Raw genomic sequence first — 22,935 nt, 5'->3', positions numbered from 1 at the left:
ACGGCGCGATTGCAGCTCGCGGGCCCGCACAGGGTCACAATTCGGCCCCTTGGACCGGGAGCCCTCAGGTCCAGAAAACGGCCACACCGGCGGTCACCGCGATGAGCGCGCCGGTCGCGTAGAAGTGCCCCGCGGCGACCTTCTCACGCTTCTTCCACACCGGAATCGCGATCATGACGCCCAGCATCAGCGCGAGCAGGAACTTCACGCCGAGTTTGGCGTGGTTCGCGTCGCCGTCCGCGGAGGCGATCCCGTACAGGACGACACCGGTGGCGAGCTGGGTCGCGATGCCGTAGAGCATCGCCGTATTGAAGTTGAACCGCTTGGAGAGGAAGGAGACGAGCCAGCCGCCGAAGACGGCCGCGAACCCGAGCAGGTGGAGGTAGCGCAGCAGCAAGTGGACGAATTCCATGCTCAGGAGTATTGCAGAGGAGCGGGATCGGGCGAGCGGCCGATCCGGAGCCCGGGCCACGGCAGCGCGCCCACGCCGATCAGGCGCCGCGGTAGACCTTGCTGCGGTGGCCGACCGCGATCACCAGCACCAGCAGTTCTCCGTCCTCGATCCGGTAGACGATCCGCCAGTCGCCGACGCGGATGCGCCAGCGATCGGCGCTGCCCTTGAGCTTCTTCACGCCATCGGGCCGGGGGTCGTCCTCCAACTTCGCGAGGGCCAGGATGATCCGGCGCCGCACCGGTTTGTCCAGCTGCTGCAGCTGCTTGTCGGCGGCTTCGGAGATGACCAGGCGATACCGCTCTTCGCTCACGCGGCTTGCTCGCCGAACTCATCGGCGTACTCAGCCAGCACTTGCGACAGCGGCTTGTAGGCCTGGTCGCCCTGGTTGGCTTCGGCCTGATCGGCGAGCTGCATCAGGTAGGCGTCCTCGGCGGCCTCGAGCATGTCGGCTTCGTCGGCGGGCACGATGGCCGCGATCCGCTTCCCTGCCCGCGTGACATAGGTCCGAACCCCCGCAGAGGCGGCCTCATTGAGCACATCGGCCAGGTGCGAGCGCAGCTCGCTCACCTGAATCTCATTTGCCGCGTCAGTCATGTACCAATGGTACGTCTCGTACAAGTTGTACGCAAGCCCGTCTGCTGCCGCGAACGGCAGCAGACGGGCGGACGGTCAGATGACCCGGTGCGCTCCCGCGGCGGCGCGGGCGACGAAGACCCGCGGCACGGGCAGGCCCTGCTTCGCGGCGGCCTCGAGCACGGCGGCCTCCACCTTCGGGGCCGCGGCCGACTCGACGAGCGCGATGGCGCTGCCGCCGAACCCGCCGCCGGTCATGCGCGCGCCCAGCGCGCCCGCGCCGAGCGCGGCGTCCACGGCCGAGTCGAGCTCGACCGAGGAGACCTCGTAGTCGTCGCGCAGCGACACGTGCGAGGCCGTGAGCAGGTCGCCGATCCCGGAGACGTTGCCGCGCTTGAGGATCGCCGCAGTCTCGAGGACGCGCTCGTTCTCGGTGAGGATGTGGCGCATCCGCCGGTTCAGGCGCTCGTCGTCGAGTTTGGCGTCGCGCGGCGCGTCGCGCAGGAACGGGACGCCCAGCCGCCTGGCCGCCTCCTCGCAGTCGGCTCGGCGCGCGCCGTACTCGCCGTCGACGTGCCGGTGCGGGGCCTGCGTGTCGATCACGAGCATCACCAGGCCCTCGGCGGCCAGGTCGAACGGCACCTGCTCGCGCGAGAAGTCCCGGCAGTCCAGGAACATGACGTTCCCTTCGGTGCACAGCAGCGAGGCCGACTGGTCGAGCACGCCCGTGGGCGCGCCGACGTACTCGTTCTCGGCCTTCTGCGCGATGCGCGCGGCCTCGGCCCGGTCGATCTCGTGCCCGTACAGGTCGGCCAGCGCGATGAGCACCGCGCATTCGAGCGCGGCGGAAGAAGAGAGGCCCGCGCCGTGCGGCACGTCCGATTCGATCGCGATGCGCACCGGCCCGACCGGGTAGCCCGACTCGTTCAGGGCCCACGCGACCCCGGCGAGGTACGCGGCCCAGCCCTCGACGCCTTCAAGGGTAGCCGTGCGGACCGTGTCGCCACCGCCGTAGGTGGAGTGGAACTCCCAGGTCTCGGCCTTGGCGACGGCCGCCGCGGCGTAGAACGGCAGCGCGAAGGGCATCACGAAGCCCTCGTTGTAATCGGTGTGCTCGCCGATGAGGTTCACGCGGCCGGGCGAGGCCCAGAGGCCTTCGGGCTCGGCGCCGAACACGTCGCGGAACGCCTTCGCGGCGGTCTCGGCGAGTTCCATGGCGTGCAGGTCAGGAGTGGGCATGCTGGTAGTACTTCCACGCGTCGTCGACCATGCGGTCGAGGGTGTCCCGGCTGGGCTTCCAGCCGAGTTCGGTCTTCGCGCGCTCCGAGGAGGCGACGAGTTCGGCCGGGTCGCCGGGGCGGCGGGGCCCGATGACCACGGGGAAGTCCTTCCCGGTGACGGCCTTGACGGTGGCCACGACCTCCTTGTTGGAGAAGCCGTTGCCGTTGCCGAGGTTGTAGATCTTGTGCTGCCCGGCCTCGGCGGCCTGGAGGGCGAGCAGGTGCGCGTCGGCGAGGTCGGCGACGTGGATGTAGTCGCGGATGCAGGTGCCGTCCGGGGTCGGGTAGTCGTCTCCGAAGAGCCCGAACGACTCGCGCTTCCCGGCGGCGGCATCGAACGCGATCGGGATGATGTGCGTCTCCGGGTCGTGGTTCTCCCCGTGCCAGGTCCCGGCCTGGTCCTGGTAGGCGCCCACGACGTTGAAGTAGCGCAGGGAGACCGCGGCGAGGCCGTACGCGGTGACCTCGGAGGCGATCGCCATGTCGCTGGCGAGCTTCGTCGCGCCGTACGTGGAGGTGGGCGACTTGACGGCCTCCTCCTTGATGGGCACCTCGGTCGGGTTGCCGTAGACCGCGGCGGTGGAGGAGAACACGAGGGTCCGCACGTTCGCCTCGCGCATGGCCTCGAGCAGCGCGAAGGTGCCCGTGGTGTTGGCGTCCCAGTAGATCTCCGGGCGGCTCATCGACTCGCCGGCGGCGATGAGGCCCGCGAAGTGCAGGACGCCGTCGAAGGTGGCGTCGATGACCTCGCGGGCGTCGCGGACGTCCTTGCGCACCAGGATCGCCCCGACCGGGACGCGCTCGGCCGAGCCGGTCGAGCAGTTGTCGAGCACGACCACTTCGTGGCCCGCTTCGAGCAGCATCGTGGCGACGATCGAACCGATGTAACCGGCGCCGCCGGTGACGAGGTACTTCACAGTGCTCCCTTGAGACTCGAATTTTTCAACAGCGCCGCTGAAGCCTCGGGGCCCAGGTCGTGGACCCAGCCGCCCATGACGGACTCCGACGAGGCCAGGAACTTGACGCGGCCGGGGCCGCGGCGGATCGAGACGAGCTCCAGGCGCAGGCGCCCGAACTCGCGGTCGGCCCCGATCGGGGCCTGGTGCCAGCCTGACATGTACGGCATCGGCTCGCCCGGGTAGGCGGCGTCGGCGCGCCGCAGCAGCTCCAGGTAGAGCGGCGCGAAGGAGTCGATGTGCTCCTCGGGCAGCTCGGTGAGGTCGGCGAAGCGGGCCTTCGGGTACACCTGGACCTCGAAGGGCCAGCGCGCGGCGAAGGGCGTGAACGCGATCCAGTGCTCGTTCTCGAGGATCACCCGTTCGGAGCCGCGCTCCGATTCGATGATGTCGTCGAAGAGGTCGCGGCCGGTGGCCTGCTTGTGGCGCTTGGCGGCGTCGAGGTACTTGCGGGTCTGCGGGGTGGTGTACGGGTAGCCGTAGATCTGGCCGTGCGGGTGGTGGAGGGTCACGCCGATCTCGACGCCGCGGTTCTCGAAGCAGAAGACCTGGGCGACGTCGCCGCGGGCGTACAGGTCGGCGGTGCGCTGGGCCTGGGCCCGGACCACGAGGGCGACGCGTTCGGGGCCGAGGTCGACGAGCGAGGAGTCGTGGTCGTCGGAGAAGACGACGACCTCGCAGCGGCCGCTCGCGGGGGCCGACACCTCCATCTCCGGGCCGATCTCGGTCGGTGCGAGCGGGCCCGGCACCGCGAAGCCGCCGAAGCTCGGGAAGCGGTTCTCGAAGACCGCGACCTCGTAGTCGGGGGCGGGGACCTCGGTGAGCTCGCCGTCCCGGGAGGGGCACAGCGGGCAGGCCACGGGCAGCTGCGGGCGGCCGGAGCGGCCGGCGGAGACGGCCACCCACTCGTCGCGGAGCCGGTCGTAGCGGATCTCGCCGGCGCTGCCGCGCTCGCCGAGGTCGCGCTTGTCGGCGTAGGCGGCGCGGCCGCTCGCCGGCTCGGTCGAGTAGTAGAGGATCTGGCGGCCGTCGGCGAGGCTGCCGGACTCCATGTGCAACTCGGGTCTCATCGTCTCTTCTCGGGTGTAGTGCGTTGTTTCCCGGGGCCGGGTGCGGCCGGGACCGGGGCGAGCACGACCTGGTCGACGTGTTCGCGGAGCTGGCGCCGGGCCTCCTCGTCGAGGAGGGAGTCGGTGACGATGACGTCGGCGTCGTCGAGGGACGCGATCGTGGCGATGCCGACGACGTCGAACTTGGTGTGGTCGGCGACGACCACGAGGCGGCGGCCCTTGGCGGCGAGCGTCGCGACGGTCTCGGCTTCGAGGAGGTTCGGGGTGGTGAATCCGGCACGCAGGGACATGCCGTGGACGCCGAGGAAGACGGTGTCGACGTTGACGCGTTCGAGCGAGGCGACCGCGAAGGGTCCGACGAGGGCGTCGGAAGGCGTTCGCACTCCTCCCGTGAGGATCACGGTCTGGTCGGCGCGGCCGGCGCGGTAGAAGACGTCGGCGACGGGTACGGAGTTGGTGACGACGGTGAGGTCGGGGACGTCGGTGAGGCGGTGGGCGAGGGTCCAGGTGGTCGTGCCGGCGGAGAGGGCGATGGCCTGGCCGGGGCCGACGAGGGTCGCGGCGGCGTCGGCGATGGCCTCCTTCTCGGCTTCCTGGCGGACCTGCTTGACGGCGAAGCCGGGCTCGGTGGTGGAGCCGAAGTCGACGGCGGTCGCGCCGCCGTGGACCTTGGCGACGAGGCCGCGGTCGGCGAGGGTCTCGAGGTCGCGGCGGATGGTCATGTCGGACACGCCGAACTCTTCGACCAGTTCCGCAACCCGGACCGCGCCGGTTCGGTGGACGCGTTCGGCGATCCGGCTCTGTCGCTGCTGCGCCAGCATGCCGCCTCCTCATGTTTCGAGAGCAGAGTGCTCAAGATCCAACACAATTAAACATCAGGATCTCCGGCGCCGCAATACCGGGTGGCCGCCCTCTCGGCGTGGATGTCAGAATCGGTCCATGACCACTGCCGACCGCAAACCACGCGTCCTCTCCGGTATCCAACCGACCTCGGACTCGTTCCACCTCGGGAACTACCTGGGCGCGATCCGGCAGTGGGTGGCGATGCAGGACTCCACCGACGCGTTCTACTTCGTCGTCGACCAACACGCGATCACCGTCGATCACGATCCAAAGGTATTGCACCAGCGCTCACGCGTGAGCGCCGCTCAGCTCCTTGCGCTGGGCGTCGACCCCGAGCGGTGCACCCTGTTCATCCAGTCCCAGGTGCCCGAGCACACGATGCTCGCCTGGATCCTCGGCACCGAGACCGGGTTCGGCGAAGCGTCCCGCATGACCCAGTTCAAGGACAAGTCGGCCAAACAAGAACGCACAACCGTCGGGCTGTTCACCTACCCGATCCTCCAGGCCGCCGACATCCTGCTGTACCAGACCGACCAGGTCCCGGTCGGCGAGGACCAGCGCCAGCACCTCGAGCTGACCCGGGACCTCGCGATCCGGTTCAACACCACGTACGGCCAGACCTTCACCGTCCCGGACGCCTACATCGTCAAGGAGACCGCGACGATCAAGGACCTCGCCGAGCCCGAGAAGAAGATGTCGAAGTCCTCCCCGTCGCCGCGCGGATGCCTCTACCTCCTCGACGAGCCGAACCAGATGCGCAAGAAGATCAAGAGCGCCGTCACCGACTCCGACGCCGAGGTCCGCTACGACCCCGAGCACAAGCCGGGCGTGTCGAACCTGATGAACATCTACGCCGCGCTGGGCGCCACGACGCACGAGAAGATCGAGGCCGAGTACGCCGGCAAGGGCTACGGCGACTTCAAGGGCGATCTCGCCGAGGTCGTGGCCGATTACCTCGGCCCGATCAGCGCGAAGACCAAGGAGTTCCTGGCCGACAAGGCCGAACTCGACCGCATCCTGACCGCCGGCGCCGAGAAGGCCCGCCACGTCGCCGCGCGCACACTCGCCAAGGCGTACAAGAAGGTCGGCTTCTACCCGCCGGTGGCGCTTTAGTGGAGCGTTCCGCCCGGGCCGTCACGGTCGGCGTGGCGATCCCCGTGCCCTCGCCGTGGCGCGAGGTCCTGGACGACGCCCGCATCGCCTCCGGCGACCCCCTCGGCGGCATCGTCCCGGCGCACCTGACCCTGCTGGGCCCCACCGAGATCCCGGCCGGGACCCTCGAGGGCTACCGCGCGCACCTCGAAGGGGTCGCCGCGGCCTGCCCGGCGTTCGACCTGCACCTGCGCGGGACCGGTTCGTTCCGGCCCGTCACCGAGGTGGTGTTCGCGGCCGTCGTGGACGGCATCGCGGTGTGCGAGCAGCTGGAATCGGCGATCCGCCAAGGCCCGGCCGGCCGCGAGCGGACCTTCCCGTACCACCCGCACGTCACCATCGCGCAGAACGTCGGCACCGCCGCCCTCGATCGCGCCTTCCGGTCCCTCGCCGGCTTCGAGGCGAGGTTCCGGGTCGACTCGTTCACCCTGTACACGCACCCCAGCCCGGGCGACTGGAGCGGCGAGACACTGGCCGGCGCGCCCATCCCCTGGACCCCGCGCGCGGTCTACCAACTCACCGGCTGAGCCGGACCCGCCATCACCTCCCCGTGACACCGAAAGGGCCACTGTGAACGCGGAGCTCGATTCGATCAAGGCGAAAATCGACTACCTGCGCACCCGCGACGACATCAGATTCGCGGCCAACGTGCTGCGCCGATGGGAGGACCCCGCCGCGCTGCGCGACGCGCTCGACGACACGCCTCCCGAATCGCAGAGCCGCCTCCTCACGGCGCTCGCGGACCAGCAGCTCGGACAGTTGTGGTTCTACCCCGCGCCCAATCCGCAGATATGGAGGATGGACGAGTCGGAGACCGAATGGCAAGGCGAGCACGACTGGATCGTCGTCGGCGAATCAGCGCTCGCCACCACCACGGCGATCCTGGTCAACGCCCACACCGGGGAGACGGTCCTTTACGACTCCGACGCCTGGGACTGGAATCTCATGGACAACTTCATCTTCGTGAAGGACTCGCTCGCCTCCTTCGTCGACGAGGTCGCGCTCGGCCCCGAATACGAGCGGCTCTACTACCAGAACCTGGTCGAGCTCGCCGTGATCCTCAAGATGGACGCCGACGAGTTCCCGGGCATCGAAGCGGACCCTTGGCACCATCTGCTCCGTGAGATGCAGGCCGACCTCTGCAACGGCCCCGCCGTCGACCGCGAGCAGCACCGAGAGCTCAACCGCCGCATCGAGGCGTACTTCGCCGACGACGAAGACGACTGATCCCAACCCTGCCGACCGGGCACTCCCCTACGGGTCTTCCTACTGCGCACCTGCGGAGCCGGATACTTCCCGCCGCTTCGCCTCGAGCCGTTCGCGCTGGTAGTCGCGGAGGAAGCTGGTCGCCATCCACAGCATGACCAGCCGACCAGCACGACGCGGCGGGCAGACGACGAGGACCGAGGGGCCAATCGCCGCTCGGTCCGTTTGCGTCGCCGCTTCGTTCTAGAAGTCGAAGAGGTCCTCGAAGACGCTCTTCTTTTTCTTCTTCTTGTAGTAGTAGTCGTCCTTGCGGCGGTGGTCGTCGTAGTGGCCCTCGCGACGGTGGTCGTCATCGCGGCGGCGATCGTCGTAGCGACGGTCGTCATGGCGGCGGTCGTCGTAGCGGGGGTCGCGCGGCGGCGGGCCCGCGGGAGCGGCGGCGACCGGCGGACCGGCGTGGAACGACTGCTCGAACTTCATCAGGTGCTCGAGTTCACCGCGGTCGAGGAAAATGCCCTTGCACTCGGCGCACTGCTCCACGACAACGCCGTTGCGCTCGTACTGGTGCATGGGGTTCTGACATTTCGGACAGAGCATCTGCATCATGACAACAACCTATCGTGGATCGCGCATGGATGCCCAACCACATGCGGGCTCTCCACCTGTGAGTTCTCTCAGCTGGAACGCCTGGAGTAAGAAATCCGACGAACGGCGTCCAGACGTCGACAGCGGTCCAGGTTCATGCCAGCGTCGTCTTGGTGCGGGCAATCCCCGCAAGTCGACAGAAAAGGGAGTGGACCGTGAAACGAATGATGATGGCGCTCTTGGCCTGTGCAGCGGCGACGGCGTTCACCGCCGGAACAGCGGCGGCGGCCCAGGCCGCGGACGCGGAGGCGACGGCGATCTGCGCGGCGGTCGCGGACGAGAACCGCGCGGTCTGGACCCAGCCCGGCACGTCCGGAGGCGCGGTCGGCTCGGTGATCGCCGGCCGCACCTACGACGCCGACTGCGCCCTGGTCCCCGGCCAGTCCTACACGGCCTGCGGCGCCACCACCAGCCAGTGGGCGTACGTCAACTACGCGGGCGACGCATGGGGCTACGTCCCGAGCGCCTGCGTCACCTGGGCTTCGTAAGCGTGAGGGCCGGCCGCCGGAAACGGCGGCCGGCCCGGTAAGTCAAGAGCCGCCCTCGGGGTGGGTGGAGAAGTACCCGTGGGTGAAGTCGTTCGGGTGTTCGGGCTGCTCGAACGGGCCGGTGATCCAGAACTCGGTGAAGAAGCCGTTCTGGACGTTGAAGAGGGTCACGGTGACGTTGTCGTACCGGCTCTCCTCGTTCTCGATCCACAGGCCCCGGAGGTGGCCGGTGGCGATCGCGACGGCGGGACCCCACTGGAACCACTCCAGGTCCCCGACCGAGCTGAACTCGGAGATGCGGAAGCTCGCCGGCTCGACAAGGTGGTAGGTCGCCCCGCCGAGGCCCATGACGGCGACGACCGGCGTGTCCGTGGCGTGGACGTTGGCGCTGCCGGCAGGTGCGGCCGGGAGGCTGTTGTCGGCGGAGGCCGAGGAGGCGGCGGCGATGCCGCCGACGACCCCGGCGACGGCGGCGGCCGAGGCCGCGGCGAACGCTCTTCTGCGCATGGGAACACCTTTCGGTTGTGCGAAGGTTCTCGCACCCGATACGCCGGGCGGTTCCGCAAAGATGCCGAAGGCGGGCAGGGAATCGTAGAAATTCCTTGCCCGCCAACGAGTCTCAGGTCACCTCAAAGGTGCTAGTGCGTGAAGTGGCGCGTCCCGGTGAGGTACATCGTGATGCCGGCTTCCTTCGCCGCGGCGATGACCTCTTCGTCGCGGACGGAGCCGCCCGGCTGCACGACGGCTTTGACGCCGCCGTCGATGAGGATCTGGAGGCCGTCGGCGAACGGGAAGAACGCGTCAGAGGAGGCGACCGAACCGGAGGCCCGCTCGCCCGCGCGCTCGACCGCGAGCTTCGCGGAGTCGACCCGGTTGACCTGGCCCATGCCGACGCCGACCGAAGCGCCGCCCGAGGCGAGCAGGATCGCGTTCGACTTCACCGAACGCACCGCGCGCCAGGCGAAGGCGAGATCGGCGAGGGTCGCCTCGTCGACGGCGTCGCCCGTGGCGAGCGTCCAGTTCGCCGGGTCGTCGCCCGCGGCGTCGATGCGGTCGGGGCGCTGCGCGAGCACACCGCCGGAGATCGGCTTGAGCTCGAGCTCCGCCGGGACCCATTCGGGGGCGCGGAGCAGCCGGATGTTCTTCTTCGCGGAGAGGATCGCCAGCGCCTCGTCGGTGAACGACGGTGCGACGACGACCTCGGTGAAGATCTCGGCGATCTGCGCGGCGGCCTCGGCGTCGATCTCGCCGTTGGCGGCGATGACCCCGCCGAAGGCGCTCACCGGGTCGCACTCGTGCGCGGCGCGGTGGGCCGCGGCGATCGAGCCGCCGACGGCGATGCCGCACGGGTTGGCGTGCTTGATGATCGCGACGCACGGCTCGGTGAAGTCGTGCGCGGCGCGCCAGGCGGCGTCCGCGTCGGTGTAGTTGTTGAAGCTCATGGCCTTGCCGTGCAGCTGATCGGCCTGCGCGAGCCCGGCCGCGCCGGGGGCCGCGTAGACGGCGGCGGCCTGGTGCGGGTTCTCGCCGTAGCGCAGGTCCGCGAGCTTGGTCATCGGCACGGCCTGGAAGTCCGGGAGCACCGCTTCGGCGGAGCCTGCGGAGCCGTCAATGTGCAGAGCCTCGGTGGACTGCTCCGCGAGCCAGGTCGCGACGGCCGCGTCGTAGGTCGCGAGGTGCGCGAAGGCCTTGGCGGCGAGGCGAAGCCGCTCGGCGGCGGTGGTGCCTTCGACCGCGGCGGTGCGCACGAGGTCGTAGTCGGCGGGGTCGACGACGACCGCGACGTTGGCGTGGTTCTTGGCGGCGCCGCGGGTCATGGAGGGCCCGCCGACGTCGATCTTCTCGACGATGTCGTCGAAGCCCGCGCCGGAGGCGACGGTGTCCTGGAACGGGTAGAGGTTGCCCACGAAGAGGTCGAACGCCTCGATGCCGAGGTCTTCGAGCTCCTGGCGGTGGGATTCGCGGCGCACGTCCGCGAGCATTCCGGCGTGGACCTTCGGGTGGAGGGTCTTCACGCGGTCGTCGAGGATCTCGGGGAACCCGGTCAGGTCCTCGACCTTGGTGACGGGGATGCCGGCCTCGCTGATGCGCGCGGCGGTGGAGCCGGTGGAGACGAGCTGGACGCCCGCCTGGTGGAGGTCTGCGGCGAGTTCGACCACGCCGGTCTTGTCGAAGACTGAGATGAGGGCTCGCTGAATGCGCTTCCGCTCGGACATGAATGCACTGCTCCTGATGGTCTAATGACTGCGGCCCAGGCGTTCGACCGCAGTAACAGGTTCAGCAGTGCCGCTCCCTGGTGGTACTCCACCCGTGAACGTCTCAGAAGGCTTCCCCTCAACAACGAGCTGCCCGGTCCGTGCCACGGGAAACCTCGAAAGACGTCACTCGCCAGTCGCGACCAGCCGAGCGTAACACGGTCGCCCCGGGAACCCCGGCCGCGACCGAAGGCGCCGGTGAGACCCGCCACCAGCGGCGGGACGCGAGCGCGCCGAGCAGCGCGCCCGCGGCGTTGAGCAGGACGTCGTCGACTGATGCGACCCGGCCGGTGCCGAATGCGTACTGCGCGGTCTCGACCAGTGCCGCCCCGAGTGCCCCGCCGAGGAACACCGCGAGCAGCCCGACCCTGAAGCGCAGCGGCACGAAGAGCCCGGCGAGGAAGAACAGGAGCATGTTGCCGACCAGCTGCTCGATGATCGTGCGGGGGTCGGCGGCGGCGAGGTCGATGAGGTCCGCGAACGGAATCAACTGCACGCCGCCGTCGCCGCCTCGGGGCGTGAGCACGAGGAACAGCCACGGCAGGGTTCCGAACACGGCCCCGACCTCGGCGACCGAGTAGCGCCAGGCGGTCCGGCGGGGCGTCCCGCGCCGGATCCGCATGGCAGCGAGCACCCAGGCGGTGAGCAATCCCAACGGCACCAAGGCGATCGAGACGAAGACGGTTGTGGTCTCAAGCGCGTTGATGGCGAGGGGAGGGGTCATGCAGCGACCCTATCCGGGCCTGGTCGGCCGCCGCGGGCCCCGCAGTGCACGATGGCGCGTATGCACCGATTGACCGTTCGCCTGCGTGACGAACAGCATCGCGCACTGACCGAGACGGCCGCGCGGCTCACCGCACCAGGTCGGACCTCCTCAGAGAAGCGGTCGACGCCCTGATCGCTCGGTATGCGCCGCAGCGCTAGGCCGTGCGGTAGCCGATCGGCTGAACCAGGCGGTTGACCGCCCGGTGCAGGTCACTCAGTTTCAGCGTGACCGTCTCGTCGCTCGCCTGCGCGGCCTTGGCCTCCATCAGGGCATCACGAATGATCAGACTCGGGCTCACGCCGCGCCGATCGCACTCAGCCGCGATCCACTCGGAGAGCTCCTGATCGACGCGGACCGAGTGCACGATCGAGATCTGTCGCTTGACGTCGTCGATATAGGCACCCGTAAGGTCGCGGGATTCGAGCGCCCGCAGCGCTTCTTCTCGGCTTGTCATGACTCGGTTCCTTCCCTGAAGATCCGTTCGACGACAGCGATTTCGGCGGTGTCCATGAACCGGGCGGAAACCACGAGAAACTCGTTGTCGATCGCTTCCTCGATCAACGCCACGAGAATCCAGCGATCTCGCCGGTCCTGCCCCATAACCCGCAGCACTGCACCGATGTGGTGGCGTACCAGCGGCTTCCCGTCCAGTACGTCCTGCACGTCCATCCAGTGGAGTCCGGCTGATGCGATGGCGTCGTACGACGCTTCGTCGAATCGGTATCGTTCCTTCACATCTTCAATGTTTACAAGCGTAAACCAGAAAACGGCGCAGCGACACCCCGACGCGCTGGATTCGTTTCGTGTTTCGCGCTCTAACCGAGGCGGACGCGGTTGCCTTCGACCTTCCAGCCGCCTTGGACCATGCGGCCGACCGAGGCGACCAGCTGGGCGCGTTCGGCTTCCTTGATGCGCTCGGTGAGGGTCTCGACGGTGTCGTCGTCCTCGACGGGGACCGCGCACTGGGCGATGATCGGGCCGGTGTCGACGCCGGCGTCGCAGATGAAGAGGGTCGCGCCCGCGAGTTTGACGCCGGCGGCGAGGGCTTCGCCGGGGCCGTTCATGCCGGGAAAGGCCGGGAGCAGCGAGTTGTGGGTGTTGATGTAGCGCCCGGGGAAGGCCGCGAGGAAGCGGGGGCCGCAGAGCTTGAGGAACCCGGCGGAGACGACGATGTCGGGCTCGTAGGAGGCCACGTCTTCGGTGAGGGCCCGGTCCCAGGCGTCGCGGTCGGGGTAGTCCTTGACGCGGTGGACGAACGTGGGGATGCCGGCCTTCTCGGCGCGTTCGGCGCCGTAGGTGCCCTCGCGGTCGGCGCCGACCGCGACCACCTCGGCCCCGTAGGCGGGGTCCGCGCAGGCGTCCATGAGTGCCTGGAGGTTGGAGCCGGAGCCGGAGACGAGGACGACGAGCCGCTTGGGCACGGTCGGCGATGCTTGGGTCACGTCAGTACGGTAACGCGTCGTCGCGGTTCGGCGCGGGTTCGGGGATGACCACCGTGTCCCTCCGCACCAGCTCGGCCTCGGCGGCGCGGCGGTGGACGGCGAAGAGGCGGGCGATGAGCGCGGCGCCGACGAGGCCGATGACGAACTGGACGGCGGCGACCCCGGCGACGGCGAGCGGGTCGGGTCCGAGGTCGGCCATGAGGTTGGAGCCGGCCGCGCCGCCCGAGAGGTAGGAGAGCAGGCCGAGGACGGCGGCGGCGGTCGCGGCGGCCACCGTCGCGGCGGTGGTGACGCGCGGGACGCGCAGGTCCGGGGAGCGGTAGGTGAGGACGACGCCGAAGACGGCCGCGAGCATCAGCGGGAGTCCGATGAGGATGGTCGCGTAAGAAGGCAGGGTCTCGCCGGGGACGGCCGCGAAAACCGGGAACGCCGGGAGCGGCCCGAGCTCGACCATGGAGGCCTGCACTGCGGTGCCCGCGCCGACGGCGAAGCCGGGGCCGGTGATGTACGCGGTGGCCCAGACGGCGCAGTTCGGCAGGTAGAGCAGGCTCAGGAGCGCGACGATCCAGGATTCGTTCCCGTAGAGCCCCATGGTGTCCGCGACGGCGGGGCCGCGCACGGCGAACGCGACGCCGGTGGCGGCGGCGCCGACGGCGAGCAGGGCCCCGGCGGTGGTCATGCCGGTGCGCAGGCCGCGCCGCATCCACACCGAGGCGGTGTCCCAGGGCAGGACCCCGGCTTCGCGGGCGGCGCCGAACGCGGTGGCGGCGACGATGAGCGGCACGGCGTGGAGCAGCGCCGGCAGCATGTCGACCGCGAACGGCCCGGTGGTGCTGAGGGCGGCGGCGCCCGCGACGAGTCCGGTGTAGAGGATCGTGACGAGGCCCGCGGCGGCGCGCACGGCGGCGGCGTCGCGGCCGCCGATGGCGCGGGTGGTCCCGGCGGCGGCCTTGGCGAGGCGCCAGAAGACGAGGACGGTGAGCGCGAGCGGGGCGACGCTGAGGTGGAGCGGTCCGATGTCGACGGGCACGCCGTGCCCCGAGAGCCACGCGATGCCCGCGGCGGCGGCGACGGTCGAGACGGGGCCTTCGGCGCCGGCCTGCCACCAACCGAGGATGACGACCACGAGGATCGGCGTGAAGACGACGGTCACGGCCCACACGGTCGTGGCCAGCGCTGACGCGAGGAGCGCTCGCGGACGTTTCGCCTTGGCGCGCTTGGCATAGGCGGCGGTGTCGACCACTTCGGTGTCGGCGGTGCGACCGCGCGACGGAGCGTCTACAGCGGTGCCGTCGCCTTTCGGCGCGGCCTGCGAGCGTCCCTTCGGCGACTGCTGCGAGCCGTAAATTGGCACGGTGTCCCGCTGCGCTGACCCTGCTCTGCCAGGGCGTCGGTTCGGTCGTCGCTCCACGCCGACCAGTCTGTCACAGCCGGGCACGTGGAGGACGGTTCCCGTCCACGGCTTCGGAATGCGAGGATGACAGCCGAACGTCCGGCTACTGGGGCCGGCCGGGAGGAGGCAGCACATGGAAGGTCCGGGCGATTTCTACGCCACGGTCGACGTGGTCGACGTGGTCGACGGGGACACGTTCCGCGCGGTCGTCGACGGCGAGAAGGTCCGCGTGCGCATCATGGGGATCAACTCCCCCGAGTCCGGCGGCTTCCGTGAAGAAGAGGACTGGGGCGCCGAGGCGAAGGCATACGCGCGCAAGAAGCTCGAGGGCCGCACCGTGCACCTCTTCACCGACCCGGGCGACCCGGCCTACGACCAGTACGACCGCCTCCTCATGCACGTGGTGATGGAGAACGGCATGAACTACGCGGTCTTGGCGGTCGCCGAGGGCATGGCGCACACCTACATCCTGCGGCAGCAGGAGCTCACGATCGGCGACACGCTGCGCAAGGCGGAGAAGCTCGCCAAGGCCGAGCGCCGCGGCATGTGGGCCTCGCCGGTCCACGACTGACGCACGCGAAACGGGCACCCCCTTCGGCGAAGGGGGTGCCCCGTTCAGGCGCGCTCGAGGTAGTGGAGGACGGCGGCGACGCGGCGGTCGGTCTGGTCGTCCGGGGTGAGGTCGAGCTTCAGGAAGATGTTGCGGATGTGCTTGTGGACGGCGTTCTCCGTGATGAAGAGGCGCTGGGCGATCGCCTGGTTCCCCAGGCCCTCGGCCATGACCGACAGGACCTCCTTCTCACGCGGCGTCAACCGCTCGACGGGGTCGTCGGCGCGGCGCTGCGCGAACAGCTGCGCCACCACCTCCGGGTCGATCGCCGTGCCGCCCTTGGCGACCCGGTGCAGGGCCTCCACGAACGCGTCGACGCGGCCGACACGCTCCTTCAGCAGGTAGCCGACGCTGCGCGCGCCGTCCGCGAGGAGGTCGGTGGCGAAGCTCTGCTCCACATAGGCGGAGAGCACGAGCACCGCCAGGCCCGGGTGGGCGCGGCGCGCGGCGACCGCGGCCTTGATGCCCTCGTCGGTGTGGGTGGGCGGCATCCGCACGTCCACGACCGCGAGCTCGGGCCGGTGCTCCTCGACGGCGGCGAGGAACTCCTCGGGCCCGCCCACCGAGGCCACGACGTCGAAGCCCTCCCCTTGCAGGACGAGGTTGAGGCCCTCGCGCAGGAGGAAGTCGTCCTCGGCGATCACGATCCGCATGGCAGCTCCACTCTGATCTCGGTCGGCCCGCCCACAGGGCTGTGGACGGCCACGGTGCCGTCGAGCGCCTCCACGCGGCGCGCGATGCCCGCGAGCCCCGAGCCGCCGGCGGCGTCGGCGCCGCCCCGGCCGTCGTCGGCCACGAGCACGTTGAGGGTATTCCCCGTGCGGCGCACCTCGACCGAGGCACCGGACGCGCCGGAGTGCTTGGCCACGTTCGTGAGCGACTCGGCGACCACGAAGTACGCGGTGGCCTCAACGCTCGCCGGGCACCGGCCCTCCACGTCCACCTCGAGCGTGCACGGGACGGCGCAGTCGGAGGCCAGCGCGCTGAGCGCCCCGGTCAGGCCACGGTCCTCGAGCACGGGCGGCAGGATCGAGCGGACCACGGCCCGCAGCTCGGCGAGCGCGCCTTCGACGGTGTCCTGGGCGCGTTCGAGGATCTGGTCGGCGCGCGCGGGGTCGCGCTCGACCTCGCGGCGGGCGGCGCCGATGAGCACGTTGACGGCGACGATGCGGTTCTGCGCGCCGTCGTGCAGGGCCCGTTCGATGCGGCGCAGTTCGACCGCGTGCGCGTCGAGGGCGGCGGCGCGGGTCGCGGTGAGGCGCGCGACCTTCTCAGACAGGTCCATGCCCGGGTCCGGGCCGAGGAACGACCGGCCGGGGCGGGTCTGGAGGTCGAGGAGCTTGGGGCCGAAGAGGATCCAGAGGACGAACACGGCGACGCCGGTGGCGCAGCCGAGCAGCGCGGCGCCCGCGGTATCGGCCTTGACCAGGCCGTTGAGAATGTTCTGCTCGGCCTCGGGGGCGACGATCCACCACACCGGGTAGGTGACGTCGTGGACGGCGGTGAACGGCATCTGCAGCAGGAGCGCGCCGAGGATGAGGCCCCACGTGCCGTGGATGACGAGCCAGGTGAGGTCGCGGCGGACGCTCGGGTCGGCCCGCAGTTCCCGGAGTCGGCGCGGCGTGTCGATGTAGGGCCCGAGATAGGGGTTCTTGATCTCGTATCCGAGGCGGCGCAGCCGCCCGCGCTCCAGGCCCGCGATGGTCCGCACCCAGCGGGTCATGGGCCGGATCAGGAGCCGGCCGGGGCCGAGGAACACCAGGACCGTGGTGAGCAGGAGCAGCGGAATCGTGTAGAGGGCGAGGAACGCGAACGCGGCGCCGACGATGCCGTAGCCGGTGGCGCGCAGCGACGCGAGCAGCAGCACCCACAGGTCGGCCGACTCCCCTTCGGGACGCAGCTGCCCTTCGATCCAGGCCTTCGCCTGCCGCATCTGCTCGCGGACCATGCACGCCCCCTCTCTCCTGGTCAGGTCGACCTTGAAAGCTACCCGCCGCGGGCCGGATCGTCGGTAGAGCTGGCTATACCACCGGGCCTGCACCAGGCCCCCCTGCGAATCGGCCAGTCAGCCGCATTGGGCCGCAGCGCGTTTCCCCATAGCGTTCTGGACAACCGATCCGATCCGTTGGGGGACGCCATGAACGACCAGTACCGCATCACCGAACCGCCGCCGAAACCGGCGGTCGGCCACTTCACGATCATGAGCATCGTGCTGTGGACCGGGCTCATCGTCGGCGCCGTCCTGAACACGGGCCTGCAGTCCGTGGGGCTGCCGCTCCTCGCCGTCCCGTTCGGGGCGTTCGCGCTGGCCTGCGGCGTCGCACTCATCGTCCGCGCCGTCAAGAACCGCAAGCAGCGGGTCTCCGGGGGGCAGCGTTGAGCACGCTCACCGCCCCTCGCCCCTCCGCGCTCACCGAGACGGGCCGGCCTCCTGCGCTGCTCCTGCGCGACGTCACGAAGACCTACGACACCCACGGCGCCCGCTTGCAAGCCGGGAATTCGACTCGAGCGCACACCGCGCTCGACCGCGTCTCGCTCGAGGTGCGTCGCGGCTCGTTCCTGGCGGTCATGGGCCCTTCCGGGTCGGGCAAGTCGACGCTGCTGCACTGCGCGGCCGGACTCGACACGCCCACGTCGGGCGAGGTCCTGATCGGCGGGACCGCGATCGGGAAGCTCAGCGAGAACCAGCGGACCCGGTTGCGGCGCAGCCGGATCGGGTTCGTATTCCAGTCGTACAACCTGCTGCCGTCGCTCACGGTGGAGGAGAACCTGACGCTGCCGCTGCGCCTCGCCGGGGCCCCGGCGGACCGGCGCTGGCTGCGGGACCTGGTCGAGCGCGTGGGCATCGCGGACCTGCTGCACCGGCGCCCCGGGGAGCTCTCGGGCGGCCAGCAGCAGCGGGCGGCGATCGCGCGTTCGCTCGCGGCCCGCCCGGAGGTCGTGTTCGCGGACGAGCCGACGGGGGCGCTCGACCTGGACACGGCCGCCGAGGTCCTGGACCTGCTGCGGGAACTTGTGGACGACTCGGGGCAGACCGTGGTCATGGTGACGCACGACCCGGCCGCCGCGGCCCGCGCGCACGCCACGGCGGTCGTCGCGGACGGCCGCATCGAGCACTACGTGCCCGGGGCGAGCGCGGCGCAGCTCGCCGCGATCTTCGCCGGCCTGCGGAGGCGCTGACCTTGCGTCCCCCCATCCCGGGCGGTCGGCTCACCATGGCCCGACCGTCGATCCGCATGGCCCGCCACCGGATCGCCGGCCTCGTCGCCGTCGCCTGCGCGGTCTTCGGCGGAGCCGCCATGGTCACCGCCACCGCCGTCGTCGGCGAGACCGGTGTGACCTCCCACCTCGCCCCCGACCGCCTCGCCGACGCCGAGATCCTCGTGACGGCGCCGCAGCGCCACCCGGTGGCCGAGGACCCCGACATCCCGTTCCCCGAACGCCAGACCCTCCCGGCCGATCTCGCCGCCGACCTCGCGGCGGTGCCCGGCGTTGCCGGTGCCGCCGCCGACCTCACGTTCGCGGCCCGGCTCGAAGGGACCCGAAGCGGCACCGGTGGTACCGGCGAAAGCGGTGCAGTCGCCGAGGTCGCCGGGCACAGCTGGGACACCGCCGCGCTCTTCGACACAGCGACCGCCGCTCCCGGCACCGGTGAACTCGTGCTCGACACCGAGACCGCCGACGCGGCCGGGCTCCACCCCGGCGACACCGTCGCCCTCACCACTCCGGTGGGCAGCGCCGAGTACACCGTCAGCGCCGTCGCCGACCTGCCCGGCCAGGGCCTCTACACCGACGCCGCGACCGCCCTGGCGCTCGCCGGCCACGGTGCAGGCCAAGCGGACCTCATCGCCGTCGATGTCGCCGCGGCAGCGGGCGCAGCCGACGCCACCGAGGACGCCGTCGAGGCCGTCGCCGACGACCTCCGCTCCGCCCTGTCCGGCACCGGCTTCGAGGTCGTCACCGGCGACGCCCGCGGCGACGCCGAGACCCTCGCGAGCGGCACCGCCCGCAGCGAGCTCATCGAACTGGCCACCGCCTTGTCCGCCACGATCGTGCTGCTCGTCGGCTTCATCACCGGCGGCGCGATCAGCGTCTCGGTCGCCGGCCAGCGCCGCGACCTCGCACTCCTGCGCGCCGTCGGCGCCACGCCCCGCCAGGTGCGGCGGCTCGTCGCCGCCCAGGCCACCATCGTCGCCGCGGCCGGGCTCATTCCCGGCATCGGCGTCGGCTACCTGCTCGCCGACCGGTTCACCGCGTTCCTCGCCGGGTCCGGGATGATGCCCGCAGGCCTGCCGGTCGCGTTGACGCCGGTCAGCGGCCTCATCGCCGCGGCGCTGCTCCTCCTCACGGTGCAGTTCGCCGCCCGCGTCGCGGCCTGGCGCACCTCCCGGCTCCCGGCCACCGCGGCCGTCACCGAATCCCGCGTCGAACCGCGCGAAGGCGGGCGCGTGCGCACCATCATCGGGCTGCTCGTCCTGGCGATGGCCATCGCGCAGTCCCTCGCGCCGCTCGTCGTGCCCGGCGAGGCCGCGTTCGCCTCCGCCGCGACCGCCACCCTCACCGCCGTGATCGGCCTGGCCCTGGCCGGTCCGGCCCTGGTCAGGACCGTGCTGCGGTTGCGGGCCCGCAGGTCGGGCGCGAACATCGGCGCCCCGGAATGGCTGGCGGCCGGCAACGGCCGCGCCTACGCCCGGCGCACCGCCGGAGCCGTCGCGGTCCTGGCACTCGCCGTGGGCCTCACGGTCACGCAGGTGTCCGCCCAGTCCACGTTCAGCCAGACCGCCGCCGCCGAGATCGCGGACGGCGCAAGGGCCGACGCCACCGTCACCGGCGGCATCAGCGCCGCAGACCTCGCCGCGCTCAACGACGTGAGCGGCGTCGAGGCGGCCGTCGGCGTCATCGAGACCTCCGTGCTGCGCACGTACGAGATGGCGGGCGACGAGGAGGCCGACCCGTGCCCCGCGCTCGCCTTCGGCCCCGGCATCGACCAGGTCGCCGACCTCGACCTCGAAGACGGCGACCTCGCGAACCTCACCGGCGACACCGTCGCACTCGACGCCGCGACCGCCCGCCTGTGGGGCGCCGACGTGGGCGACCGGATCGGCCTGATCCTCGCCGACGGCACCCCCGTGGACGCCGAGGTCGCCGCGACCTACAGGCGCGGCTTCGGGTTCGGCACGGTGATCCTCGCCGCCGACCTCGTCACCGGCCACGCCGGGCCCCGCTTCTACGACGCCGCGCTCGCCACCGGTGACGAAGCGGCAGTAGCGGACTGGGCCGCCGGCGTCCCGGGCCTCACCGCGGAGCCGGGAGCAACTGTTCCGTACACGGCGACCGGGATGACCGCGGACCAGTGGCTCAACATCATGGTCACGCTCGTGCTCTGCGGCTATGTGATGCTCGGCGCGGCCAACAGCCTCGTCGCCGCCACCGCCCGCAGAAGAGGCGAGTTCGCGGGCCTGCGTGCGGCCGGCGCGACCCCGCGCCAGGTGCGGGCCATGATGCGCCGCGAGACAGTGTTCCTGTGCGCCTTGGCGATCGGGGCCGGACTCGCAGTCTCGGTCCTGCCGATGACACTGCTGAGCCTGGTCTTCCTCGGCGAGCCCTGGCCGCAGGGCCCGCTGTGGGTGATCCCCGCCGTCGCCGCGCTCACCGCACTGGTCGCCAACGCCGCCATCGCGATCCCCACCAGGAAGGCGCTCAGGACGCCGCTCACCACACTGGTCGCGGCGGCCGAATAGACCGGATCCACTGGGAAACGGAAGCGGGGGCCGCCTGTCAAGGCGGCCCCCGCTTCCGCGGTGTTCGGTGACGTTAGGCGGCTTCGATCGCGGCGCGGCGGCCCAGCAGCGCGGTGGCGCTGGCGAGCAGTCCGACGATCGCCACGACCGTGACCAGGTAGAGGCCGGGCGTGTACTGGCCGATGCCGGTGGCGGCGCCGCCGGAGATCAGGCCGGTGACGACGGCCAGGACGACCGCGCCGCCGATCTGGCCGGAGGTCTGGACCAGGCCGGAGGCCAGGCCCTGCTCGTCGTCGTCGATGCCTTCGGTGGCCTGGACCATGGTGGCCGAGAAGCCGATGGCGAAGCCGAGGCCGAGCAGCAGGAACGCGGGCAGGTAGTCCACGAAGTAGGCGGGCGTCGGGTCGCCGGCGCGGACGATGAACCAGAGGTAGCCGAGCACGAACGAGCCCATCGAGGCGATGATCATCGGCGTGGTGCCGTAGCGGTCGATGAACTTGCCGGCGAGCGGCGAGAGGATCGCGACGATGATGCCGGCCGGAGCGAGCGCGAGCGCCATCTGCAGCGGGCCCCACTGGAGCGTGTTCTGCAGGTAGAGCGACACGATGGTCTGGAAGCTGATGTACGAGCCGAAGATCGCCATGGCGGCGAGGTTGGCGCGGACGATCGACTTGACCTTCAGGATGCCGAGGCGCACGAGCGGTTCGCGGATCTTGTTCTCCACCACCAGGAACGCGCCGATGAGGACGACGGCGGCGATGGTGGTGACCACGGTGAACGGCGTGAAGCCGTGCTCGGGGACGGTGACGATGGTGTAGACCGCGGCGAGCATGCCGCCGGTGAGCAGGACGGCGCCGCCGAAGTCGATGCGGCCGTGCTCGCCTTCGCTCTTGGGGATGACGAAGAACGCGGCGACGATCACGGCGGCGACGACGACCGTCGGCACGTAGAACGTCAGGCGCCAGTCGATGCCGGTGAGCAGGCCCGAGACGATGAGGCCCGAGGCGTAGCCGGTCGCACCGAAGACGGTGAAGATCGAGAGCGCCTTGTTGCGGTCGTGGCCTTCTTTGAAGGTGGTGGTGATGATCGAGAGCGCGGCCGGGGCGGTGAAGGCGGCGGCGACGCCCTTGACGATGCGCGAGGCGATGAGCAGGCCCTCGTTGTCGACGAGGCCGCCGACGAGGGAGGCGAGGCCGAAGACGACGAGCGCGGCGAGGAAGACGCGGCGGCGGCCGAGCAGGTCGGCCATGCGTCCGCCCAGGAGGAGCAGGCCGCCGTAGCCGAGGATGTAGCCGTTGACGATCCACTGCAGCGAGCTGGTCTCGAGGCCGAGTTCGGCGCCGATGGACGGGAGTGCGACGCCGACCATGGAGACGTCGAGGGCGTCGAGGAACATCGCCAGGCCGGCGACGAACAGGACGGCCCAGAGCTTTGGTCCCCATCGGCTCGGGGCGTGTGCGTCGTGATCGGGGGTGTCGGGCAGTTCGTTGGAGTGGGGCGGCTTGGTTTCGGTGATCGTCATGCCGAGAAACTTACATGCACACGCATTGGATGTCAACACATCTAATGAGTGGACATTAAATGTCTTGACATGGTAATGTGCTGGTCATGGAGGCTGGAACCGACGTAGACGTCTGCGCCAAGTGGTCTGAAACACTTCGCGTGTACCACAACACATCGTGCGAGCTCGAGAACGAGCTGCAGGCCCGGCACGACCTGGGCCTCAGCGAGTTCGAGGTGCTCCTCATCCTCGGGCGCGCCTGCGGCGACAAGGGCGAGAACAAGGCCCGGATGAAGGACATCGAGGCCGAGATGTACCTCAGCCAGAGCGCCCTCTCCCGCACCGTCACCCGCCTCGAGAAGGCCGGGCTCGTCACCCGCGCCGCCTGCGACTTCGACCGCCGCGCCAACTTCCTCATGCTCACCCCCGCGGGCCTGGAGCGCTTCGAGGCCGCCAAGCCCACCCATCGGGCCGTCCTCGTCAAGCACCTCACCGACCCCGCCGCCTCCTCCCGCGCGGAGACCTGCGCCTAATCCGATACCGCTGGGGGCGTGGCACTC

The 22,935-nt window shown here is 70.5% G+C and carries 27 protein-coding genes; 9 read left to right on the top strand and 18 right to left on the bottom strand.

The features are described 5' to 3' along the window. Positions 1-64: 64 nt before the first annotated feature. From AB0I03_RS14590 to AB0I03_RS14560, 7 genes are all read right to left on the bottom strand, one after another. Positions 65-412, bottom strand: a complete 348-nt coding sequence (locus AB0I03_RS14590) for a hypothetical protein (protein ID WP_360411980.1) — start codon at positions 410-412, stop codon at positions 65-67. 79 nt (positions 413-491) lie between these two features. After that, positions 492-764 (bottom strand): type II toxin-antitoxin system RelE/ParE family toxin, encoded by a 273-nt coding sequence (locus AB0I03_RS14585; protein ID WP_360411977.1) that lies wholly within the window; start codon positions 762-764, stop codon positions 492-494. After that, a complete protein-coding gene (locus AB0I03_RS14580; RefSeq protein ID WP_360411974.1) occupies positions 761-1,048 on the bottom strand; it encodes a type II toxin-antitoxin system Phd/YefM family antitoxin in 288 nt (95 codons plus the stop codon). Before AB0I03_RS14580 ends, AB0I03_RS14585 begins: the two co-directional genes overlap by 4 nt. Positions 1,049-1,123: 75 nt before the next feature. Next, the gene (gene galK, locus AB0I03_RS14575; protein WP_360411971.1) at positions 1,124-2,266 is read right to left on the bottom strand and encodes a galactokinase; all 1,143 of its coding nucleotides are present in this window, start codon (positions 2,264-2,266) and stop codon (positions 1,124-1,126) included. Then, the gene (gene galE / locus AB0I03_RS14570) at positions 2,253-3,224 is read right to left on the bottom strand and encodes a UDP-glucose 4-epimerase GalE (RefSeq protein ID WP_360411968.1); all 972 of its coding nucleotides are present in this window, start codon (positions 3,222-3,224) and stop codon (positions 2,253-2,255) included. The genes galK and galE overlap by 14 nt, the downstream gene beginning before the upstream one ends. Then, the gene (galT, locus tag AB0I03_RS14565; protein ID WP_360411965.1) at positions 3,221-4,333 is read right to left on the bottom strand and encodes a galactose-1-phosphate uridylyltransferase; all 1,113 of its coding nucleotides are present in this window, start codon (positions 4,331-4,333) and stop codon (positions 3,221-3,223) included. The genes galE and galT overlap by 4 nt, the downstream gene beginning before the upstream one ends. Next, complete coding sequence (locus AB0I03_RS14560; protein WP_360411962.1) at positions 4,330-5,154, bottom strand: DeoR/GlpR family DNA-binding transcription regulator; 825 nt, start codon at positions 5,152-5,154, stop codon at positions 4,330-4,332. Before AB0I03_RS14560 ends, galT begins: the two co-directional genes overlap by 4 nt. 118 nt (positions 5,155-5,272) lie before the next feature. On the opposite strand from AB0I03_RS14560, the gene trpS reads away from it, so the two are divergent. From trpS to AB0I03_RS14545, 3 genes are read left to right on the top strand one after another with little or no spacing between them, the layout of a single operon-like run. Next, positions 5,273-6,289, top strand: coding sequence for a tryptophan--tRNA ligase (gene trpS, locus AB0I03_RS14555; RefSeq protein WP_360411959.1), 1,017 nt, complete (start codon positions 5,273-5,275; stop codon positions 6,287-6,289). Then, on the top strand, positions 6,289-6,855 hold the full coding sequence (locus AB0I03_RS14550) for a 2'-5' RNA ligase family protein (RefSeq protein ID WP_360411956.1): 567 nt from the start codon (positions 6,289-6,291) through the stop codon (positions 6,853-6,855). The genes trpS and AB0I03_RS14550 overlap by 1 nt, the downstream gene beginning before the upstream one ends. Positions 6,856-6,898: 43 nt before the next feature. After that, positions 6,899-7,555: a hypothetical protein gene (locus AB0I03_RS14545; RefSeq protein ID WP_360411953.1), complete on the top strand. Its 657-nt coding sequence runs from the start codon at positions 6,899-6,901 to the stop codon at positions 7,553-7,555. Positions 7,556-7,777: 222 nt separating this feature from the next. On the opposite strand, the gene AB0I03_RS14540 is transcribed toward AB0I03_RS14545, so the two are convergent. After that, entirely contained in the window at positions 7,778-8,140 is a 363-nt protein-coding gene (locus AB0I03_RS14540) for a zf-TFIIB domain-containing protein (protein ID WP_360411950.1), read from the bottom strand. A gap of 194 nt (positions 8,141-8,334) precedes the next feature. Between AB0I03_RS14540 and AB0I03_RS14535 the strand changes: the two genes are divergently transcribed. Next, positions 8,335-8,667, top strand: coding sequence for a hypothetical protein (locus AB0I03_RS14535; protein WP_360411947.1), 333 nt, complete (start codon positions 8,335-8,337; stop codon positions 8,665-8,667). A gap of 42 nt (positions 8,668-8,709) precedes the next feature. Here AB0I03_RS14535 and AB0I03_RS14530 read toward each other — a convergent pair whose 3' ends face one another. The 7 genes from AB0I03_RS14530 to AB0I03_RS14500 form a co-directional block, all read right to left on the bottom strand. Next, entirely contained in the window at positions 8,710-9,174 is a 465-nt protein-coding gene (locus tag AB0I03_RS14530) for a hypothetical protein (protein ID WP_360411944.1), read from the bottom strand. Between the two features lie 131 nt (positions 9,175-9,305). Beyond that, a complete protein-coding gene (gene purH, locus AB0I03_RS14525; protein ID WP_360411941.1) occupies positions 9,306-10,883 on the bottom strand; it encodes a bifunctional phosphoribosylaminoimidazolecarboxamide formyltransferase/IMP cyclohydrolase in 1,578 nt (525 codons plus the stop codon). Between the two features lie 118 nt (positions 10,884-11,001). Then, entirely contained in the window at positions 11,002-11,646 is a 645-nt protein-coding gene (locus tag AB0I03_RS14520; protein WP_360411938.1) for a VanZ family protein, read from the bottom strand. Between the two features lie 196 nt (positions 11,647-11,842). Then, positions 11,843-12,142 (bottom strand): CopG family transcriptional regulator, encoded by a 300-nt coding sequence (locus AB0I03_RS14515; RefSeq protein ID WP_360411935.1) that lies wholly within the window; start codon positions 12,140-12,142, stop codon positions 11,843-11,845. After that, positions 12,139-12,423: a hypothetical protein gene (locus tag AB0I03_RS14510; RefSeq protein WP_360411932.1), complete on the bottom strand. Its 285-nt coding sequence runs from the start codon at positions 12,421-12,423 to the stop codon at positions 12,139-12,141. Before AB0I03_RS14510 ends, AB0I03_RS14515 begins: the two co-directional genes overlap by 4 nt. A gap of 80 nt (positions 12,424-12,503) precedes the next feature. After that, positions 12,504-13,130, bottom strand: a complete 627-nt coding sequence (gene purN, locus AB0I03_RS14505) for a phosphoribosylglycinamide formyltransferase (protein WP_360411929.1) — start codon at positions 13,128-13,130, stop codon at positions 12,504-12,506. A gap of 1 nt (position 13,131) precedes the next feature. Then, positions 13,132-14,484 (bottom strand): DUF6350 family protein, encoded by a 1,353-nt coding sequence (locus tag AB0I03_RS14500; protein ID WP_360411926.1) that lies wholly within the window; start codon positions 14,482-14,484, stop codon positions 13,132-13,134. A 172-nt stretch (positions 14,485-14,656) separates the two neighbouring features. Between AB0I03_RS14500 and AB0I03_RS14495 the strand changes: the two genes are divergently transcribed. Further along, positions 14,657-15,094 (top strand): thermonuclease family protein, encoded by a 438-nt coding sequence (locus tag AB0I03_RS14495; RefSeq protein WP_360411923.1) that lies wholly within the window; start codon positions 14,657-14,659, stop codon positions 15,092-15,094. A 44-nt stretch (positions 15,095-15,138) separates the two neighbouring features. Here the strand turns inward: AB0I03_RS14495 and AB0I03_RS14490 are convergent, their stop codons facing one another. Both AB0I03_RS14490 and AB0I03_RS14485 read right to left on the bottom strand, forming a co-directional pair. After that, positions 15,139-15,786 (bottom strand): response regulator transcription factor, encoded by a 648-nt coding sequence (locus AB0I03_RS14490; RefSeq protein WP_289958063.1) that lies wholly within the window; start codon positions 15,784-15,786, stop codon positions 15,139-15,141. Beyond that, positions 15,774-17,081 (bottom strand): sensor domain-containing protein, encoded by a 1,308-nt coding sequence (locus AB0I03_RS14485; protein WP_360411920.1) that lies wholly within the window; start codon positions 17,079-17,081, stop codon positions 15,774-15,776. Before AB0I03_RS14485 ends, AB0I03_RS14490 begins: the two co-directional genes overlap by 13 nt. 189 nt (positions 17,082-17,270) lie before the next feature. Between AB0I03_RS14485 and AB0I03_RS14480 the strand changes: the two genes are divergently transcribed. The 3 genes from AB0I03_RS14480 to AB0I03_RS14470 all read left to right on the top strand — a co-directional run bounded on the left by AB0I03_RS14480 (position 17,271) and on the right by AB0I03_RS14470 (position 20,874). Then, positions 17,271-17,513: a hypothetical protein gene (locus AB0I03_RS14480; RefSeq protein ID WP_360411917.1), complete on the top strand. Its 243-nt coding sequence runs from the start codon at positions 17,271-17,273 to the stop codon at positions 17,511-17,513. A 104-nt stretch (positions 17,514-17,617) separates the two neighbouring features. Further along, on the top strand, positions 17,618-18,313 hold the full coding sequence (locus AB0I03_RS14475) for an ABC transporter ATP-binding protein (RefSeq protein WP_360412224.1): 696 nt from the start codon (positions 17,618-17,620) through the stop codon (positions 18,311-18,313). A gap of 2 nt (positions 18,314-18,315) precedes the next feature. Continuing rightward, positions 18,316-20,874: an ABC transporter permease gene (locus AB0I03_RS14470; protein ID WP_360411914.1), complete on the top strand. Its 2,559-nt coding sequence runs from the start codon at positions 18,316-18,318 to the stop codon at positions 20,872-20,874. A 73-nt stretch (positions 20,875-20,947) separates the two neighbouring features. Here the strand turns inward: AB0I03_RS14470 and AB0I03_RS14465 are convergent, their stop codons facing one another. Then, the gene (locus tag AB0I03_RS14465) at positions 20,948-22,270 is read right to left on the bottom strand and encodes an MFS transporter (protein ID WP_360412221.1); all 1,323 of its coding nucleotides are present in this window, start codon (positions 22,268-22,270) and stop codon (positions 20,948-20,950) included. Between the two features lie 266 nt (positions 22,271-22,536). Here AB0I03_RS14465 and AB0I03_RS14460 point away from each other — a divergent pair, with 266 nt between their 5' ends. After that, positions 22,537-22,908 (top strand): MarR family transcriptional regulator, encoded by a 372-nt coding sequence (locus tag AB0I03_RS14460; protein ID WP_360411911.1) that lies wholly within the window; start codon positions 22,537-22,539, stop codon positions 22,906-22,908. The last annotated feature ends 27 nt before the right edge of the window (positions 22,909-22,935 follow it).

Origin of the sequence: Glycomyces sp. NPDC021274 (assembly GCF_040641195.1) — a bacterium.
In the GTDB taxonomy this organism is placed as follows: Bacteria; Actinomycetota; Actinomycetes; order Mycobacteriales; family Micromonosporaceae; genus Glycomyces.
This window is presented reverse-complemented; position numbering and strand designations above follow the sequence as displayed.